Origin of the sequence: Pseudomonas sp. NFR16 (assembly GCF_900108875.1) — a bacterium.
Lineage (GTDB): Bacteria > Pseudomonadota > Gammaproteobacteria > Pseudomonadales > Pseudomonadaceae > Aquipseudomonas.
The window spans coordinates 475129-492540 of sequence record NZ_FNYJ01000005.1; the positions used below are offsets into that span (position 1 = coordinate 475129).

The window sequence follows — 17412 nt, forward strand, 5'->3', positions numbered from 1 at the left end:
CAGGAGACAGGACATGAGTGCAGTGATTGACGACCATGGCCACGAAGGCCATGTCCACGGCCCGGCAAAGGGGCTGATGCGCTGGGTGCTGACCACCAACCACAAGGACATCGGCACACTTTACTTGTGGTTCAGCTTCTCGATGTTCCTGCTCGGCGGATCATTCGCGATGGTAATTCGTGCCGAGCTGTTTCAGCCCGGATTACAGATCGTCGAACCCGCATTCTTTAATCAGATGACGACGATGCATGGGTTGGTGATGGTCTTCGGGGCGGTCATGCCCGCCTTCGTCGGCCTTGCCAACTGGATGATTCCATTGATGGTCGGCGCGCCGGACATGGCGCTTCCACGCATGAACAATTTCAGTTTCTGGCTGCTGCCGGCGGCGTTCCTGTTGCTGGTGTCCACGCTCTTCACGCCGGGCGGCGGACCGAATTTTGGCTGGACGTTCTATGCGCCGCTTTCAACCACTTACGCACCGCAAAGCGTGACGTATTTCATCCTCGCCATTCACTTGATGGGCATCAGCTCGATAATGGGCGCGATCAATGTCATTGCCACCATTCTCAACCTGCGCGCGCCAGGCATGACCCTGATGAAAATGCCGCTGTTCGTCTGGACCTGGCTGATCACGGCGTTTCTGCTCATCGCGGTGATGCCAGTGCTGGCCGGCTGCGTGACGATGATGCTGATGGACATCCATTTCCACACCAGTTTCTTCAGCGCAGCGGGCGGTGGCGATCCAGTGCTGTTCCAGCACGTGTTCTGGTTTTTCGGCCATCCCGAGGTGTACATCATGATCCTGCCCGCGTTCGGCGCGGTCAGTTCGATCATTCCGGCGTTCTCGCGCAAGCCGCTGTTCGGCTACACCTCAATGGTCTACGCCACGGCGAGCATCGCCTTCCTGTCGTTCATCGTCTGGGCTCACCATATGTTTGTGGTGGGCATTCCCTTGGTGGGCGAGCTGTTCTTCATGTACGCCACCATGCTCATTGCCGTACCAACCGGGGTGAAGGTCTTCAACTGGGTCAGCACGATGTGGCAGGGCGAGTTGACGTTCGAGACGCCCATGCTGTTTGCCGTGGCGTTCGTGATCCTGTTCACCATCGGCGGCTTCTCCGGGCTGATGCTGGCCATTGCGCCTGCAGATTTTCAGTACCAGGACACTTACTTCGTGGTGGCTCACTTCCACTACGTTCTGGTGCCCGGCGCAATCTTCGGCATCTTCGCTTCGGCCTACTACTGGCTGCCGAAATGGACGGGCCACATGTACGACGAAACCCTGGGCAAGCTGCATTTCTGGTTGTCGTTCGTCGGCATGAACATGGCCTTTTTCCCGATGCATTTTGTCGGGTTGGCCGGGATGCCGCGTCGGGTGCCGGACTACAACTTGCAATTCGCCGACTTCAACATGGTGTCGTCGATCGGTGCATTCACCTTTGGCGCCACGCAGATTTTCTTCCTGTTCATCGTGATCAAGACCATTCGCGGTGGTCCGCCTGCGCCGGCCAAACCTTGGGACGGAGCAGACGGCCTGGAGTGGACCGTGCCGTCGCCGGCGCCCTATCACACCTTCGTCACGCCACCGGAAGTGAAATGACATGAGCCATGCCTTGCAGCCGAACAAGCGACTGGTGACCCGCCTGCTGCTGCTGGCGATCGCGATGTTCGCGTTCGGTTTCGCGCTGGTGCCGCTGTATGACGTGATGTGCAAGACACTGGGTATCAATGGCAAGACTGGCGAACGCTACACCCAGGCGCAGCAGATCGATGAGAGCCGACAGGTGCGCGTGCAGTTTGTGTCGACCAATTCCGCCGACATGGTCTGGGGGTTCTTCCCCAAGGCCGAGGAGATGAATGTGCATCCCGGTGAGGTCAGCGAAATGCTGTTCGTGGCCCAGAACCCCAGCGACAGGCCGATGACCGCGCAGGCAGTGCCGAGCATTTCACCCAGCATCGCCGCCGTGTATTTCCACAAGACCGAATGTTTCTGCTTCACCCAGCAAATGCTGCAGCCGGGCGAGAGGATCGAAATGCCGGTGCGTTTCATTGTCGACCGCGATCTGCCCGCGGACGTGAAACATTTGACGCTCGCTTACACGCTGTTCGATATCACCGCTCGCATGCCGCCCGTTCCTAAAACAGAGGCGGGCAATGGCGGCTAGGCCTCAGGCCAGGAGAGACAGACGATGGCAATCCATGAGCACTATTACGTCCCCGCGCAGAGCAAATGGCCGATCATCGCCACCATCGGCATGTTCACCACGATGTATGGCCTGGGTACCTGGTTCATCGACATGAAGGCGGCACGTGACTCCCACGGCCCTGTCATCTTCGCCATCGGTGTGCTGATCGTGGCATACATGATGTTCGGCTGGTTCAGCACCGTCGTCAAAGAGAGCCGGTCCGGGCTTTACAGCGCTCAGATGGATCGCTCGTTCCGCTGGGGAATGGGGTGGTTCATTTTCTCGGAAGTGATGTTCTTCGTGGCCTTCTTCGGCGCGCTTTTTTATGTGCGCGTGATTGCCGGCCCCGCGTTGGGCGGTGAAGGGGCGAAAGGCATCGCACACATGCTCTGGCCGAACTTCCAGTACGCCTGGCCACTGCTGCATACCCCCGACCCGGCGATGTTCGTGCCGCCGAAGGAAGTCATCGATCCCTGGCATCTGCCGCTGATCAATACCGTTCTGCTGGTCAGCTCCAGTGTGACCGTGACCATCGCCCACCACGCGCTCAAAAAAGGTTATCGTGGCGCGCTGAAGCTATGGCTGGCGGCAACCATCCTGTTGGGCGTGGCGTTTCTCGCGCTGCAAGCGATGGAATATCACGAAGCCTACACAGAGCTCGGCCTGACGCTGGGTTCAGGCATCTACGGCGCAACGTTCTTCATGCTCACCGGCTTCCACGGCGCACACGTCACCATCGGCACGGTCATTCTGTTCGTGATGTTGATGCGCATTCTGCGCGGGCATTTCGATGCCGAGCACCCGTTCGGATTCGAGGCCGCCAGTTGGTATTGGCATTTTGTCGACGTGGTGTGGGTGGGGTTATTCGTTTTCGTCTACGTGCTGTGAATGCCGGGTGACTGAGCTGACGCGAAAACCGCAGGCGTAAACGCGCTCACCACGGCGTGTGATAGACCAGTTGCCCGCTGAAATACCCGTAGCCAATCAGCGCCAGCGTGATCGCTGCGCAGCACACGCGCACAGTCAGGGCTTTCACCAGGCGGGTCGATGAAGCGTCGTCCTTGACCAGAAAGAACAGGCCGCTGAACAGACTGACCACTGTGGCAACGAGCATCAGAACAATCGCGGCTTTGAGCATGGTGCGACTCCAGGAGCAAACGCTATGCAACGGAGTATAGGTGCGGCTCACCCATGGAAACCGGAGGCGTGATGAAACGCTTTCGCCCTGGGGTGTTGCCGACGCTGGTCGTTTTTGCGCTGTTGCCGCTGCTGATCTGGCTGGGTTTCTGGCAGTTGGGCCGAGGTGAAGAGAAACGCCAGATGCTCGCCAGCTACGCCGAGCGCCGGGCGGCACCTACGGTCGCTGTCGATTTGCTGTCCGCGGTGGCCGACCCGGCGTATCGGCGTGTGCAGTTGCGCGGCACGTTCGATGCCGAACACACCGTCTTGCTGGACAACAGCACGCGCGAGGGCAAGGCCGGAGTAGAGCTGATTCAGCCGTTCCATGATCAGGCGAGTGGGCTTTGGCTGATGGTCAATCGAGGGTGGTTGCCTTGGCCGGATCGACGGCTGCCTGCGCAGTTCGACACGCCGGCTCAGCGTTACATCCTCGACGCCTGGGTGTATGTGGCGCCGGGAGCGACCTTCCAGCTGCATCCGGACGCCAGGAGCGAGCGCTGGCCAAGGCTGATCACGGCCCTTGATCCTGCGGCGGTCTGGTCTGAGTTGCATCGGGACGGCTATGCCCATGAGCTGCGGCTCGAAGCGGGACCTGTTGCCTATCGCACCGATTGGCCTGTGGTCGCCATGGGCCCGGAAAAGCATGTGGGCTACGCCGTGCAGTGGTTCGCGATGGCCACGGCTTTGTTCGGTCTTTATCTCTATCTGGGCTTCAACCCGACGGCAACAGCCAGACACAAAAAGAACAAGGAGACGCCACATGGGGACCACCATGAATCCAGCCAGCACGTCTGACGCTGGCTCATCGATCAGACGTCGCCGGGGTCGATTGCAGTTGATCCTCGTGCTGCTCGTGGCGGTCGGGCCGATGGTGCTCGCCACCTGCATGTACACGTTCAAGTTCTGGGTTCCGGAGAGCCGCAGTTTTCATGGCGAACTCATCGGCAATGGCGAAAGCCGCGTCGAGCTCGGCGTGCAGTCGGACGAGACGCGCTGGCAGATGCTGGTGACTGCGCCGCAACAGTGCGACGCCGATTGCCAGCAGTTGGTGTACCTGGCGCGGCAAATCCAGATCGGCCTGGGCCGAGACGCGTCGCGTGCGAGCCATGCGTTGAGCGCGGCGCAACCGCTTACGGCGCAGTTTGAGGCAACACTTGCGCGCGAATACCCGCAGCTTCAGCGCTACCCGCTGGATGTGAAGCGGTATCGGCGCATGGCGCCGGGTATCGAGCTGCCGCAACTGTGGATCGTCGATCCCCATGGCAATCTGGTGTTGCGCTATGGCGCGCAAGTCAAAGGCAAGAATGTGCTCATCGACCTTCGTCAACTGCTGAAACTGTCGAACATCGGCTAAGGAGCAGGCGCCATGACCCGGCCAGGATTTCGTCTCGCACTGCTCGCCACGGTAGTCGCGCTGGTGGTCGTGCTGCTCGGTGCCTACACCCGGCTCACCCATGCAGGTCTGGGTTGCCCCGATTGGCCGGGGTGTTACGGCTTCATCAGCGTGCCCAGCACCGAAGCTCAGTTGGCCCATGCAGAAGTCAGATTTCCCGACACACCGGTGGAGGCCGCCAAGGGCCACAACGAGATGGTGCATCGCTACTTCGCCGGAGGGCTCACGCTGCTGATCATGATGCTGGGCGTTCAGGCCTGGCATCGGCGTCACATCGTCGGGCAGCCCGTGGGATTGCCGCTGTTACTCCTCGCATTGGTGGTCACTCAGGCCGCCTTCGGCATGTGGACGGTGACGCTCAAGCTGTGGCCGCAAGTGGTGACAGCGCATCTGCTGGGCGGCATGTCGACGCTGAGCCTGTTGTTCTTGCTCACCCTGCGGCTGAGCGGGCGCTTTGCACCGATGGCGCTGACTACCACGCCCGAGGGCCAGCGTCTGCGGCGCATGGCCGTGGCAGGTCTGGTGCTGGTGGGATTGCAAATCGCGCTGGGTGGCTGGGTCAGCTCCAATTACGCGGCGATGGCGTGCCTGGATCTGCCCACCTGTCAGGGCCGCTGGTGGCCGGATACCGACTTCGCGAACGGCTTTCACCTGACCCAACACATTGGCCCCAACTATTTGGGCGGCAAGCTCGACAGCGATGCGCGCACCGCCATACACCTCACCCACCGAATCGGCGCATTGCTGGTGACGTTCTCATTGTCGGCGCTGGCCTTCGCGCTGTACCGATTGGGGCTCAGAGGCATGGCGGCGCTCTTGGTATCTGCGTTGAGCCTGCAGATCGCGTTGGGGGTCGGCAATGTCGTGCTGCATCTGCCGCTTGCGTTGGCCGTCGCCCATAACGCCGGAGGTGCTGCATTGATGCTGACCCTGACGCTGATCAATTACCGCGTCGGGCCGCTGGTTGCCTTCGCCCCCCGCCAGGCATCGAACTGGTGGCAACAGGCTCATGTGCTTTTGCACCTCGGGCCGCATCGCTGATTCTGTGTGCGAGTGTGAGCGCTGAGGCGCGGATCACTTTCGGCGACGGGCCCTGCTGATGTACCGTGGCCGCTGTTGCGCGCGACGATCGCTGTTCCGGTCGGCTCCGATTCACCGCCGCTGAGGGTGCTCGTCGCGCTGCTCGTGATCATTACTTGATGCCGAATCCATGACCCGAACTCAGAAAACCGTATTCATCCTGGTTGCCATCGTCGCTGTGGTGCTGGGCCTGACCGTCAATCGAGTGTTGTCCGGTAAAGATCAAGGTGATCAGACCGCGCTCATCGATGCGGGCATCATTCTGCTGCCACAAAGCCGGGAGGTCCCGAATCTGCAGATGACGAATCAGGACGGCCAGCCGGTGTCACTCGACTCCCTCAAGGATAAGTGGACCCTGCTGTTTTTTGGCTATACCTTTTGCCCTGACATCTGCCCGACCACGCTCGCGCAGTTGCGGCAGATAAAAAGCGAGTTGCCTGAAGAGGCGGCGGGCAGACTGCGTGTGGTGCTGGTCAGCGTCGACCCCAATCGTGACACGCCTCAACAACTGATGACGTACCTGGGCTACTTCGACAAACAGTTCGTTGGCCTGACCACGCCGGTTGAAAACATTCAGAAGCTCGCCAATGCGGTGAGCATTCCGTTCATTCCTGCCGACACCAGCAAACCCAACTACACGGTCGATCACAGCGGCAACCTAGCCCTCCTCGGCCCCGACGGCACGCAACGCGGCTTCATCCGTGCACCGCTGAACAACCAGAAACTGGTGGCTCAATTGCCGGTCCTGCTCAAGAAGCAATGAATCCGACGATAGGGCGGATCGTGATGTGTTGAGGCTTGCTCACGAAGGCGGCATCCCGGTGACAATGATGTCGACTGTCAGAAAGCCTTCGCGGGCAAGCGCGCTCCTACGGGGATCTTCGGGCATTCCCGAATTTTCTGTAGGAGCGCGCTTGCCCGCGATCTGCCGGGGACCGGCAGCAAAACCGGTGAACACGGTGTGTCAGGCATAACGCGGTGGCTGGTTTTGCGACTGCGCAGCCGATCGTCCGAGTGCAGCCCAGAACAAGCGCGCCCCTACAAGGGCTACGCGGCGCTGACTGGTATCGAGCCAGGCCACAAAACCTGTAGGGCAAGCTTACTCATGACTTCCAGAAGCTAGATCGCCACTGCCTGCACCGGCCGCTTCCCGGCTGAAGCCGGTCCTACAGACGCCGCGAGTTTTTCGTCGGACCGGCTTTAGCCGGGAAGGCGTCGGGTACGCGTTAATCGAAGCAGGTGTGAAAGAAACTGGCTCACTCCTACCTGGATCGCGCACTGGCCGAGGTCGAAGTCGGCTTTTTGCGACGAAAGATTCGTCCGATCAGAACGCCGGCACTACGGCGCCTTTGTACTGGGTCTCGATGAACTGCCTGGTCTCCGGGCTGTGCAGCGCAGCGACCAGTTTCTGGATGGCAGGCGAATCCTTGTTGTCTTCGCGGGTCACCAGGATGTTGGCGTAGGGCGACTCCTGACCTTCAATGATCAGCGCGTCCTTGGTCGGATCGAGCTTGGCGGTCAGCGCGTAGTTGGTGTTGATCAGCGCCAGGTCAACCTGAGTCAGCACGCGTGGCAGCGTGGCCGCTTCCAGCTCGCGGAATTTCAGCGCCTTTGGATTCTGCAACACATCGCTTGGTTTGGCGGTGATGCTGGACGGATCCTTCAGAGTGATCAGACCGGCTTTGACCAGCAGCAGAAATGCACGCCCTTCGTTGGTCGCATCGTTCGGCAGCGCGACGGTTGCGCCGTCAGGCAGGTCTGCCAGGTTCTTGATCTTGTCCGAGTACGCCCCGAACGGTTCCACGTGAACCTTCGCGACGCTCACCAGGTGCGTGCCCTTGCCTTTATTGAACTCGTCCAGATACGGCTGGTGCTGGAAGAAGTTGGCGTCCATGCGCTTCTGATCGACCTGTACGTTGGGCTGAACATAGTCGTTGAAGACCTTCACGTTCAGCGTCACGCCTTCTTTGGCCAGGGTCGGCTTCACGAACTCGAGGATTTCGGCGTGAGGCACAGCGCTTGCCGCGACGGTCAGGGTTTCATCGGCGTGGGCGGAAAATGCAGCCACTGCAGCGAAGATGGCCAACAGCTTTTTCATGCGTTTCTACTCCTGAAATGCCCGCTCTTGGGCGAACACCTGCCGGTCAGCGACCGGCTCATTCAATTAACGATGCGAGAAGTGCGCGACCAGTCTGTCGCCCACGGTTTGCAGGATCTGCACCAGCACCAGCAGCAATACGACCGTCACGAACATCACATCGTTCTGGAAGCGCTGGTAACCGTAGCGAATCGCCAGGTCCCCCAGACCGCCTGCACCCACTGCGCCGGCCATTGCCGTGAACGACACCAGTGCGATAGCGGTGACAGTGATCGCCGCCAGAATGCCCGGCCGCGCTTCCGGCAGCAGCGCTTTGAGGATGATCTGCCGCGTGGTCGCGCCCATCGCCTGAACCGCCTCGATGATGCCGCGATCCACTTCGCGCAGCGCAGTTTCCACCAGACGGGCAAAGAACGGCGTGGCGCCGGCGATCAGCGGAGGCAGCGTGCCAAGAATCCCCAGCGAAGTGCCCGTAATGATTTCGGTCAGCGGCATCATCACGATCAGCAGAATGATGAAAGGCAGCGCCCGGAGCATGTTCACGATCAGGCCTACAGTGGCGTAGACCGGTTTGTTCTCAAGCAACTCACGTGGCGATGTCAGAAACATCAGCACGCCCAGCGGCAGGCCCAGCAGAACGGTGAACGCCAGTGAGACGCCGAGCATGATCAAAGTGTCGCCAATCGCGACCCATATCTCATACCAGTCGACGTTGGAAAACAGGGTGGTGAGGGTATCCATCAGCGCAGGACCTCCATGTGAACGTCAGCTGCGGTGAAGCGCGCGAACGCGGCCTCCATGTCGCCACCGGTGATGGCCAGTGTCAGTTGCCCGTAAGGCGTATCTTTGATGCGGTCGATGCGTCCGGCCAGGATGCTGTAATCCACACCAGTCTCCCGGGCGACGGTGCCCAACAGCGGCGCGTAGGTCGCATCGCCCTGAAAGGTCAGACGCACGATGCGACCTTCGACATGGGCGAAGTCGCTGCTCTGCTCGTTTTCATCGACCTGCTCGTCTTCCTGTACAAAACGGCGCGTGGTCGGGTGTTTAGGGTGCAGGAACACGTCGGCCACCGCGCCCTGCTCCACGATCACGCCCGCGTCCATCACCGCGACCTGATCGCACACCCGACGGATTACGTCCATCTCGTGGGTGATCAGCACGATGGTGAGCTTCAACTCGCGATTGATCTCTGCCAGCAATTGCAGCACCGATGCCGTGGTTTGCGGGTCGAGGGCGCTGGTGGCCTCGTCGCACAACAGAATCTTCGGTTTGGTCGCCAGAGCACGGGCGATGCCGACGCGCTGTTTCTGACCGCCAGACAGCTGTGACGGGTATTTCTTTGCGTGGTCGGCCAGACCGACACGCGCCAGTAATTCAGCCACTCGCTGATCAATCTGCGCGCGGGACATATCTCCGGCCAGAGTCAGCGGCATGGCAACGTTATCGGCGACGGTTTTAGATGACAGCAGGTTGAAGTGCTGAAAAATCATCCCGACCTGCCTGCGGAAACCGCGCAAGCCGTCGGCGTCCAGAGCGGTGACATCGACGTCATCGACCAGAATCGTGCCGCCGCTCGGAGCTTCGAGGCGATTGATCAGACGCAGCATCGTGCTTTTGCCAGCGCCGGAATGGCCGATCAGACCAAACACCTGGCCGTTCTCGACCCGCAGGCTGGTGGGGTGCAGTGCGGGGATTTCCCTGTCGCCGACGCGATAGGTTTTATGGACGTTATGAAACTCGATCACTTAGCGAACCTTGTGGGGCGCGGTAGAAATTCAGCGTGCGAGGAAGCTCGAATACGCTGCTGGGCGATGCCATTTCGGCCTCGGCTGGGTAAACCGGGCGCGCATTTTAGCCTGTCGGGCTGGGGTTGGGCCCATCATTCTTAGCATTTATTTCGCGCGGGACCTGCTCAACGGTCATAACGTCGAATTCAAGCAACGGTAGACCAAAGGTCGAAAAAAACACGGAACGGCCGTTTTCATCCTCAGTCACTACATAAGCGCCGAAATTTCCCTGAGGGCTGTAAGGGAAGTTCCTGCTTACTGAGCTCGCACCGCCTTTCGCCCACGGAAGAACGAGAAAAGAGCCGCCTGAACCGAGGAGTTTTTGTCCGATGGCTACAAATAAACCCACACCCGTCAGCGCAACACCGAAAAGCGAACTTGCCGGCACCGACACTTTGGACCGGGGCAACACCAACACCAAGCTCGACAGTCTGGAGCAGTTCCGCTCCGACGCCACTGGCCAGGCCCTGCGCACCAATCAGGGTGTCAAAGTCTCCGATAACCAGAACACGCTCAAGGTTGGAAGTCGCGGCCCTTCGCTGCTCGAAGATTTCATCATGCGCGAGAAGATCACGCATTTTGACCACGAGCGTATTCCTGAGCGGATCGTTCACGCGCGCGGCACCGCGGCCCATGGTTACTTCCAGAGCTACGAGAACCATTCGGCACTCAGCAAGGCAGAATTCCTGCGCGACCCGGGGAAAAAGACACCGGTTTTCGTGCGTTTTTCCACCGTTCAAGGACCACGCGGCTCGGGCGATACCGTTCGCGACGTGCGCGGCTTTGCGGTGAAGTTCTACACCGATGAAGGCAATTACGATCTGGTCGGCAACAACATGCCGGTATTCTTCATTCAAGATGCCATCAAGTTTCCGGATTTTGTGCATGCCGTAAAACCTGAGCCGCACAACGAAATTCCTACCGGCGGATCGGCCCACGACACGTTCTGGGACTTCGTTTCGCTGGTTCCGGAATCTGCGCACATGGTGCTATGGACCATGTCGGACCGCGCCATTCCAAAAAGCCTGCGCAGCATGCAGGGCTTTGGTATCCACACGTTCCGCATGATCAATACCGAGGGCAAGTCCTCGTTCGTCAAATTCCACTGGAAGCCTAAATACGGCACCTGTTCGCTGCTGTGGGACGAAGCCCAGAAGCTGGCCGGTAAAGACACCGATTACCACCGCCGCGATCTGTGGGAGTCCATCGAGATGGGCGACTACCCGGAATGGGAGCTGGGCGTTCAGATCGTCGCCGAAGAAGACGAGCACAAGTTCGACTTCGATTTGCTCGATCCAACCAAGATCATTCCGGAAGAAATGGTGCCGGTCACGCCGTTGGGCAAAATGGTGCTCAATCGCAACCCCGACAACTATTTTGCCGAGACCGAGCAGGTCGCTTTCTGCCCAGGCCACGTGGTGCCAGGCATCGACTTCTCCAACGACCCGCTGCTGCAAGGTCGGCTGTTCTCCTACACCGACACGCAAATCAGCCGACTGGGCGGACCGAACTTCCACGAAATCCCGATCAACCGCCCGGTTTCGCCGAATCACAACGGCCAGCGCGATGCGCAGCACCGCATGACCATCGACAAGGGGCGCGCGTCCTACGAGCCGAATTCCATTGACGGCGGTTGGCCGAAGGAAACGCCGGCTGGTCCCCAGGATGGCGGCTTCGAGACGTATCAGGAGCGCGTCGAAGCGCACAAGGTGCGTGAGCGCAGCCCTTCCTTCGCGGACCATTTCTCGCAAGCCACGCTGTTTTTCAACAGCATGAGCGAGCATGAGAAAGAGCACATCATCGCGGCCTACAGTTTTGAGCTGGGCAAGGTCGATCGTGAGCACATCCGTGCGCGACAAGTGAACGAGATTCTCGCCAATATCGATCTGACCCTGGCACAGCGCGTCGCTACAAACCTGGGTCTGCCGGCACCGACGGCTCCGACCGTCACGCCGCAGAAATCCGGCAAACCGACGGTGGACAAGTCTCCGCTGCTTAGCCAGGTCAATTTGCTGCCAGGCGACATCGCCTCGCGCAAAGTGGCGATTCTGGTGGCTGACGGTGTCGACGACAAAGCTGTTGCGACCATGAAGGCAGCCCTTGAAGCCGAGGCGGCGCACGCCAAGGTGCTTGGGCCGACCTCTGCACCGGTGAAAACCGCTGACGGCGGGACTCTGGCAGTGGATGCTTCTGCTGAAGGCCTGCCATCGATTGCTTTTGACGCGGTCTTCATTCCCGGCGGCGCGGCGTCTGTGAAAGCGCTGATGGGCGACGGCGTGGCATTGCATTATGTGCTTGAGGCCTATAAGCATCTCAAGGCAATCGCCTACGCCGGCGACGCGAAGGAATTGATCGACTTGCTGCGTCTTGAGGCTGATGCGGGCCTGCTCGCCGTGTCGGACAGCAAGTCGTTCGCGACTTTCTTTGACGCCATCAAGCAGCACCGGGTCTGGGCGCGGGAGCCTAAAGCCAAAGCGATTCCGGCTTGATAGCAGCATCGCACGCCTCATCTTGTCTGGATGAGTGCTGAGATGCAGAACCGCGCTTGTCTGCGAACGACGATACATTCGACACATTCGAGTCGGATGTACCTGTCCAAGACCGGGCAAGCGTGCTTCAAAATGCGTTGCAGTTATAAAAAAGGCGTTGCCTGTGAGGGCAACGCCTTTTTGTTTGATCAAAAAATGATCAGAGCGGGGCAGGTTTCAGAATCATCTGAGCTGGCTCGGTCTTCTCGATCTCACGCTGAATCTGCAATTCGAAGTCTGGATTGATCTTCATCACGCGCTTGGTCAGCAACGTGGCCAGCCAAGGATAATCGTCCGTTCGCGGTACCTGCACGATCACTTCGCAGTTGAACGCGGCCACGTCGGCGGCGATATCGTTCAGCTGACGACGGAGTTGTCTGGAGTCGCGGATGTTCAACTCGATGGTGGTGCTTTCCACGGTCGGATCGATGACCTTGGCGGTGCGCCTGGCTTCAGCCGCTTTCAGTTCGGCTTCGGCTTTGTCCAGCTCGGCTTTACGGGCGTGGGCGATGGCGCCGTTCACACCGCTGGTTAGAGCAGGTGCCTTGGGCATCAGTGCGCGAGCGCGACTCAGCGCCGTTGCCGCGGCGTTGACGTCACCCTTCTGCAGGACGATCTGGCTGCGGCTCAGGTAGGCCTCGGCGAGTTGACGCTGATACTGCTCAAGACGCGGATCATCGGGGGATTTGGCTTGCAGTGCGGCCAGCTGATCTTCAGCGGTCGCCAGCTCGCTGCTTGCGATGTTCTGTTCCAGCTGCTGATACGCATCCGGCGCCGCGGCGGGAGCAGGAGGCTCGACAGGCTTGCTCTGGCAGGCGACCAACAGGACGGAAAATGCAGCAAGCAGCAGATAACGGGATGCGAACGGCTTCATTCCTGCGATTCTCTATTTGCGCAAAAAACGAGCAAGTCTACACATAAGTGCCTTGCACCGAAAATAACTGATCACTATCAGGGGGCGATGCGAACGGTCATTGCACATTGCCGCCATGCATTTATTGCCGAATATGACTGTGACTGCTGCACAAGGTTCTACCGCTTGGGCAAAACGAAGCTGAGCAAAAAAAGCGCCGCTGCAGACACCACAATAGAAGGGCCCGCCGGCGTGTCCTTGAACCAGGACAACGCCAGCCCGCTGCAGACTGCGATCACCCCGATGACGCTGGCACCCAGTGCCATTTGCTCAGGAGAACGGGCGTGGCGTTGAGCCGCAGCCGCTGGAATGATCAGCAACGAGGTAATCAGCAAAACCCCCACGATTTTCATTGCGACGGCGATGACCACGGCAATCAGCAACATCAACGCCATGCGCAAGGTCGCGACTGGCAAGCCTTCGACGGTTGCAAGCTCCTCATGAACGGTGATCGCCAGCAGCGGACGCCACAGCGCGCAGATCAGGATGAGCACCGCCGCGCTGCCGCCGAGAATCCATGACAGGTCAGTTGGGCTGATCGCCAGCAGATCACCAAACAGATAGCCCATCAGATCGATCCGGACATCGCGCATGGAGCTCAGGACCACGAGCCCCAGCGACAGGGTGCTTGGCGCAAGAATTCCGAGCAGGGTGTCCGACGCCAGTGGCTGACGCTGTTGCAGCGTGACCAGCACGATGGCCAGAAACAAGCAGCCCACCGTGACGGCGATGGCCGGGCTGATATCCAGCAGAAAGCCGAGTGCCACCCCAAGCAATGCAGCGTGCGACAGCGTGTCGCCAAAGTACGCCATCCGCCGCCAGACCACGAAGGACCCCAACGGGCCAGCCACGACCGCCAGAGCAAGGCCTGCGAGCAAGGCATAGAGTAGAAAATCAGCCATGCTTGCAGCTATCTCCGTGACTGTGGTCGTGAGGGTGGGAATGATCGTGGTCATGCGCCGCTGCGGGTTGGCAGACTTCGCCGTGCAGGTCGTGGGCATGATCGTGATGATGGTGATAAATCGCCAGGCTCGCTGCGTTCTGACCGAACAGCTCGACAAACGCCGGATCATTGCTGACCTGCTCCGGATGGCCGGAACAACAGACGTGCCGATTCAGGCAGACCACCTGGTCAGTGGTGCTCATCACCAGATGCAGATCATGGGAGACCATCAGCACACCGCACCGGTGGCGATTCCGAAGCTGGGTAATAAGTGCATACAGCTCCGCTTGCCCGGCTACGTCGACGCCTTGCACCGGTTCATCGAGTACCAGCAATTCAGGTTCACGCAGCAGCGCTCGCGCGAGCAGTACGCGCTGCATCTCGCCTCCGGAAATACCCTGGAGCGGGCTGTCGATGACTTTTTCAGCGCCGACTTCCGCCAGCGCCGCCAATGCGGTCTCGCGGTCCACGCCTGGCACCAGCCGCAGGAAACGCAGCACCGACAGCGGCAACGTCGCGTCGATGTGGAGCTTTTGCGGCATGTAGCCGATGCGCAATTTTGGCTTGCGCCAGACCTCGCCGGTGTCAGCTTTGAGCAAGCCGAGCACCGCGCGCACCAGCGTGGTCTTGCCTGCACCGTTGGGCCCGATCAGCGTCACGATTTCGCTGGGGCTGACGCTCAGCTGGATGTTTTCCAGCACGCTCTGGCCGGCACGCGTGACGCTGACGTCCTTCAAGCGGATCAGTGCGTCGCTCATCAAGCAGCCTTGCAACCAGCACACACTCCGACGACTTCGACCGTCTGGGTTTCCACCGCAAAGCCGACTTCATTGGCCGCTGCCACGATGGATGCGCTGATGGCCGCGTGTTGCAACTCAATGGCGGCATGGCACTCGCGACAGATCAGGAACTGGCCTTGGTGCGCGTGCGTAGGGTGATTGCAGCCGGCGAATGCGTTGAGCGACGCGATGCGATGCACCAACCCGTTCTCCAGCAGGAAGTCCAGCGCACGGTAAACCGTGGGCGGCGCGGCGCGACGACCGTCTTCTTCACTGAGCACCGCGAGGATGTCGTAGGCGCCGAGCGGCTTGTGGCTTTGCCAGACCAGCTCCAGAACGCGACGACGCAGAGCGGTCAGACGCAGGCCTTTACCGGCGCAGAGCGCATCGGCTTCAGCTAGCGCACTGTGCACGCAGTGAGAGTGATCGTGAGGGCGACTGGCCAACGGTGTTTTAGACATGGGCGGCGACGGCTATTGTGAGAGACGTTATTATGTTACCCGTTCCTGCCCCAATGAGTGGTCATCGTGTCCCGACTTTTTTTACTTTTTGTCGTATTCATCACCGGTTTTTCCTACATTGCTACAGCCCAGGCCGACGTTCGTGTGCTGACCAGCATCAAGCCGCTACAGCTGATTGCAGCGGCCGTGCAGGATGGCATCGCCGTGCCCGAAGTGCTGCTGCCGCCGGGGGCGTCGCCGCATAATTACGCGCTGCGTCCATCCGACGTACGGCGCGTGCAGGAGGTCGATCTGCTTTACTGGATCGGCCCGGACATGGAGACATTTCTCCCCCGCGTGCTCGCTAACCGGACCCAGGCGTCTGTGGCCGTTCAGTCGTTGCCGGGTATGCACCTGCGCCATTTCACAGCCAGCGATGAGCACCACGATGATGGCGACGAAGACGAGCATGATCACGATCACCGCCCAGGGAGCGTAGATGCGCATCTGTGGCTTTCATCGGCGAATGCCCGTGTGATTGCGGCAAAAATGGCGGCAGATCTGAGCCAGGCGGATCCGGCCAACGCTGCGCGCTACGACAGCAATCTGAAGGCGTTCGACGCGCGGATGGATGCTGTGGACGCGAAGATCAAGCAACGCGTGGCCGGCATCGCGGACAAGAAATTCTTCGTCTTTCATGAGGCGTTCGACTACTTCGAAGAAGCCTATGGCATCAAGCACGCCGGTGTCTTTGCGGTCAGCAGCGAGGTGCAGCCGGGCGCCCAGCACGTCGCCGCGATGCGCGCGCGCCTGAGCGAGTTCGGCAAGACCTGCGTATTCAGCGAGCCACCCTTGCGCCCGCGTCTGGCCGACACGCTGAGTGCCGGTCTGCCGGTCAAACTGGCGGAGCTGGACGCGCTGGGCGGGTACACGCCAGCCACTGCCCAGGGCTATGAGCAATTGCTGAGCAAACTCGCGGATGATCTGGCGGGGTGTCTGGAGGGTTTGTAACGTCTGGGCTGACGCCATTGCAGGCCAGCGCGCCCCTGCCGTGCACGCGCCTCTGTGGGCTGAGCAAATCCCTTAGGCGCGCTTGCCTGCGATGGCAATTTAAAGATTACAACGCAAACGGCAGCGGAATGTGGGTCTCCTGGCGCTGCTCCAGTCGCACGCGGAATTCGGACGGGTCGTGGATCAACACGTCCTGGCCGGCGAAGGTCTCGGCAGCGATCAGGCGTGAGAGCCAGAATCGCACGCACCCGACACGAAGCATGGTTGACCACAGCTCGGCTTCCGCTGCGGTGAACGGCCTCAGCGCGGCATACGCGCCGAGTAAGGCGCGCGCACGCGGGGCGTCGATGCTGCCGTCCGTAAACGAACACCAGTCATTCACGGCAATCGCCACGTCGTAGAGCATCGGACCTGAGCATGCGTTGTAGAAGTCGATCACGCCGGTCAGGTGCGTGCCTTCGAACAAGGTATTGTCGCGGAACAGGTCAGCGTGAAGATTGGCCCGCGGCAGCGCCATGATCTTCGCCTTCAGGCGGCGGATTTCTTCCACAGCCGTGGTGAGCAGCGCGCCTTGCACCTCATCAAGATGCGAGATGAAATTGCTGCCCTCTTCCAGCATCCAGTCCAGACCGCGATCCGTCTTGCGCTCGATGATTCTTTCGCGGGTCGCCAAGTGCATGTGCGCCAACAATTCACCGATCTGCACGCAATGCTGGGTATTGGGCTCGGTCGGGTGCTTGCCTGCCAGGCGCGGTTGCAGCAGTGCCGGCTTGCCCTTGAGCTCGCGCAGGGCCTGACCATCGGTGGTGCGCAGCGCGTAAGGGACGGGCAGGTTGGCGTCGTGCAGCACGTCCAGCAGTTCGATGAAAAACGGCATCTCCTGAACGGGGCCGCGCTCGACCAGCGTCAGCACGAACTCCCCACGCTCAAGGCTCACGAAAAAATTGGTGTTTTCACTTCCGGCGGCAATGCCCTGGAAATCACGCAGTGCGCCAAGCCCGTACGGGGCGAGAAAAGCTTCCAGCTCGGGCCGAGCCAGGGGAGTAAAAACGGACATAGAAGACTGCCAGCA

General features: G+C 60.2%; 18 protein-coding genes. 9 read left to right on the forward strand and 9 right to left on the reverse strand.

Going from position 1 to position 17412, the window contains the following annotated elements:
* Positions 1-13: 13 nt before the first annotated feature.
* From ctaD to BMZ10_RS20895, 3 genes are read left to right on the forward strand one after another with little or no spacing between them, the layout of a single operon-like run.
* Positions 14-1600, forward strand: a complete 1587-nt coding sequence (gene ctaD / locus BMZ10_RS20885; RefSeq protein WP_093466631.1) for a cytochrome c oxidase subunit I — start codon at positions 14-16, stop codon at positions 1598-1600.
* 1 nt (position 1601) lies between these two features.
* Positions 1602-2165 carry a cytochrome c oxidase assembly protein gene (locus BMZ10_RS20890; protein WP_093466633.1) on the forward strand — a complete coding sequence of 188 codons (564 nt, stop codon included), beginning with the start codon at positions 1602-1604 and terminating at the stop codon, positions 2163-2165.
* A 24-nt stretch (positions 2166-2189) separates the two neighbouring features.
* Positions 2190-3074, forward strand: coding sequence for a cytochrome c oxidase subunit 3 (locus tag BMZ10_RS20895; protein ID WP_093466635.1), 885 nt, complete (start codon positions 2190-2192; stop codon positions 3072-3074).
* A gap of 46 nt (positions 3075-3120) precedes the next feature.
* Here the strand turns inward: BMZ10_RS20895 and BMZ10_RS20900 are convergent, their stop codons facing one another.
* Positions 3121-3324, reverse strand: a complete 204-nt coding sequence (locus BMZ10_RS20900) for a twin transmembrane helix small protein (protein ID WP_093466637.1) — start codon at positions 3322-3324, stop codon at positions 3121-3123.
* A 71-nt stretch (positions 3325-3395) separates the two neighbouring features.
* On the opposite strand from BMZ10_RS20900, the gene BMZ10_RS20905 reads away from it, so the two are divergent.
* From BMZ10_RS20905 to BMZ10_RS20920, 4 genes are all read left to right on the forward strand, one after another.
* The gene (locus BMZ10_RS20905; RefSeq protein ID WP_093466758.1) at positions 3396-4160 is read left to right on the forward strand and encodes an SURF1 family protein; all 765 of its coding nucleotides are present in this window, start codon (positions 3396-3398) and stop codon (positions 4158-4160) included.
* On the forward strand, positions 4126-4719 hold the full coding sequence (locus BMZ10_RS20910) for a hypothetical protein (RefSeq protein WP_093466760.1): 594 nt from the start codon (positions 4126-4128) through the stop codon (positions 4717-4719). The genes BMZ10_RS20905 and BMZ10_RS20910 overlap by 35 nt, the downstream gene beginning before the upstream one ends.
* A gap of 12 nt (positions 4720-4731) precedes the next feature.
* Positions 4732-5799 (forward strand): COX15/CtaA family protein, encoded by a 1068-nt coding sequence (locus BMZ10_RS20915; protein WP_093466639.1) that lies wholly within the window; start codon positions 4732-4734, stop codon positions 5797-5799.
* Positions 5800-5968: 169 nt separating this feature from the next.
* Positions 5969-6601: an SCO family protein gene (locus tag BMZ10_RS20920; protein ID WP_093466641.1), complete on the forward strand. Its 633-nt coding sequence runs from the start codon at positions 5969-5971 to the stop codon at positions 6599-6601.
* A 561-nt stretch (positions 6602-7162) separates the two neighbouring features.
* Here BMZ10_RS20920 and BMZ10_RS20925 read toward each other — a convergent pair.
* From BMZ10_RS20925 to BMZ10_RS20935, 3 genes are all read right to left on the reverse strand, one after another.
* Positions 7163-7936: a MetQ/NlpA family ABC transporter substrate-binding protein gene (locus tag BMZ10_RS20925; protein WP_093466643.1), complete on the reverse strand. Its 774-nt coding sequence runs from the start codon at positions 7934-7936 to the stop codon at positions 7163-7165.
* Positions 7937-8002: 66 nt separating this feature from the next.
* Positions 8003-8677, reverse strand: coding sequence for a methionine ABC transporter permease (locus BMZ10_RS20930; RefSeq protein WP_093466644.1), 675 nt, complete (start codon positions 8675-8677; stop codon positions 8003-8005).
* Positions 8677-9684, reverse strand: coding sequence for a methionine ABC transporter ATP-binding protein (locus BMZ10_RS20935; RefSeq protein WP_093466646.1), 1008 nt, complete (start codon positions 9682-9684; stop codon positions 8677-8679). The genes BMZ10_RS20930 and BMZ10_RS20935 overlap by 1 nt, the downstream gene beginning before the upstream one ends.
* Positions 9685-10055: 371 nt before the next feature.
* Between BMZ10_RS20935 and katE the strand changes: the two genes are divergently transcribed.
* Complete coding sequence (gene katE, locus BMZ10_RS20940; RefSeq protein WP_093466648.1) at positions 10056-12215, forward strand: catalase HPII; 2160 nt, start codon at positions 10056-10058, stop codon at positions 12213-12215.
* 199 nt (positions 12216-12414) lie between these two features.
* On the opposite strand, the gene BMZ10_RS20945 is transcribed toward katE, so the two are convergent.
* The 4 genes from BMZ10_RS20945 to zur all read right to left on the reverse strand — a co-directional run bounded on the left by BMZ10_RS20945 (position 12415) and on the right by zur (position 15350).
* Positions 12415-13128 carry a PA5502 family lipoprotein gene (locus BMZ10_RS20945; protein WP_093466650.1) on the reverse strand — a complete coding sequence of 238 codons (714 nt, stop codon included), beginning with the start codon at positions 13126-13128 and terminating at the stop codon, positions 12415-12417.
* A 158-nt stretch (positions 13129-13286) separates the two neighbouring features.
* On the reverse strand, positions 13287-14069 hold the full coding sequence (gene znuB, locus BMZ10_RS20950; RefSeq protein ID WP_093466652.1) for a zinc ABC transporter permease subunit ZnuB: 783 nt from the start codon (positions 14067-14069) through the stop codon (positions 13287-13289).
* Entirely contained in the window at positions 14062-14868 is an 807-nt protein-coding gene (znuC, locus tag BMZ10_RS20955; RefSeq protein WP_093466654.1) for a zinc ABC transporter ATP-binding protein ZnuC, read from the reverse strand. Before znuC ends, znuB begins: the two co-directional genes overlap by 8 nt.
* Positions 14868-15350 carry a zinc uptake transcriptional repressor Zur gene (zur, locus tag BMZ10_RS20960; RefSeq protein WP_093466656.1) on the reverse strand — a complete coding sequence of 161 codons (483 nt, stop codon included), beginning with the start codon at positions 15348-15350 and terminating at the stop codon, positions 14868-14870. Before zur ends, znuC begins: the two co-directional genes overlap by 1 nt.
* A 57-nt stretch (positions 15351-15407) precedes the next feature.
* Between zur and znuA the strand changes: the two genes are divergently transcribed.
* Positions 15408-16340: a zinc ABC transporter substrate-binding protein ZnuA gene (znuA, locus tag BMZ10_RS20965; RefSeq protein WP_093466658.1), complete on the forward strand. Its 933-nt coding sequence runs from the start codon at positions 15408-15410 to the stop codon at positions 16338-16340.
* A gap of 106 nt (positions 16341-16446) precedes the next feature.
* On the opposite strand, the gene BMZ10_RS20970 is transcribed toward znuA, so the two are convergent.
* Entirely contained in the window at positions 16447-17397 is a 951-nt protein-coding gene (locus BMZ10_RS20970; protein ID WP_093466660.1) for a homoserine kinase, read from the reverse strand.
* Positions 17398-17412: the final 15 nt, after the last annotated feature.

Coding starts and splice junctions, on each gene's coding strand:
- ctaD (WP_093466631.1), top strand. CDS start 14: ATGAGTGCAGTGATTGACGACCATGGCCACGAAGGCCATGTCCACGGC.
- BMZ10_RS20890 (WP_093466633.1), top strand. CDS start 1,602: ATGAGCCATGCCTTGCAGCCGAACAAGCGACTGGTGACCCGCCTGCTG.
- BMZ10_RS20895 (WP_093466635.1), top strand. CDS start 2,190: ATGGCAATCCATGAGCACTATTACGTCCCCGCGCAGAGCAAATGGCCG.
- BMZ10_RS20900 (WP_093466637.1), bottom strand. CDS start 3,324: ATGCTCAAAGCCGCGATTGTTCTGATGCTCGTTGCCACAGTGGTCAGT.
- BMZ10_RS20905 (WP_093466758.1), top strand. CDS start 3,396: ATGAAACGCTTTCGCCCTGGGGTGTTGCCGACGCTGGTCGTTTTTGCG.
- BMZ10_RS20910 (WP_093466760.1), top strand. CDS start 4,126: ATGGGGACCACCATGAATCCAGCCAGCACGTCTGACGCTGGCTCATCG.
- BMZ10_RS20915 (WP_093466639.1), top strand. CDS start 4,732: ATGACCCGGCCAGGATTTCGTCTCGCACTGCTCGCCACGGTAGTCGCG.
- BMZ10_RS20920 (WP_093466641.1), top strand. CDS start 5,969: ATGACCCGAACTCAGAAAACCGTATTCATCCTGGTTGCCATCGTCGCT.
- BMZ10_RS20925 (WP_093466643.1), bottom strand. CDS start 7,936: ATGAAAAAGCTGTTGGCCATCTTCGCTGCAGTGGCTGCATTTTCCGCC.
- BMZ10_RS20930 (WP_093466644.1), bottom strand. CDS start 8,677: ATGGATACCCTCACCACCCTGTTTTCCAACGTCGACTGGTATGAGATA.
- katE (WP_093466648.1), top strand. CDS start 10,056: ATGGCTACAAATAAACCCACACCCGTCAGCGCAACACCGAAAAGCGAA.
- BMZ10_RS20945 (WP_093466650.1), bottom strand. CDS start 13,128: ATGAAGCCGTTCGCATCCCGTTATCTGCTGCTTGCTGCATTTTCCGTC.
- znuB (WP_093466652.1), bottom strand. CDS start 14,069: ATGGCTGATTTTCTACTCTATGCCTTGCTCGCAGGCCTTGCTCTGGCG.
- znuC (WP_093466654.1), bottom strand. CDS start 14,868: ATGAGCGACGCACTGATCCGCTTGAAGGACGTCAGCGTCACGCGTGCC.
- zur (WP_093466656.1), bottom strand. CDS start 15,350: ATGTCTAAAACACCGTTGGCCAGTCGCCCTCACGATCACTCTCACTGC.
- BMZ10_RS20970 (WP_093466660.1), bottom strand. CDS start 17,397: ATGTCCGTTTTTACTCCCCTGGCTCGGCCCGAGCTGGAAGCTTTTCTC.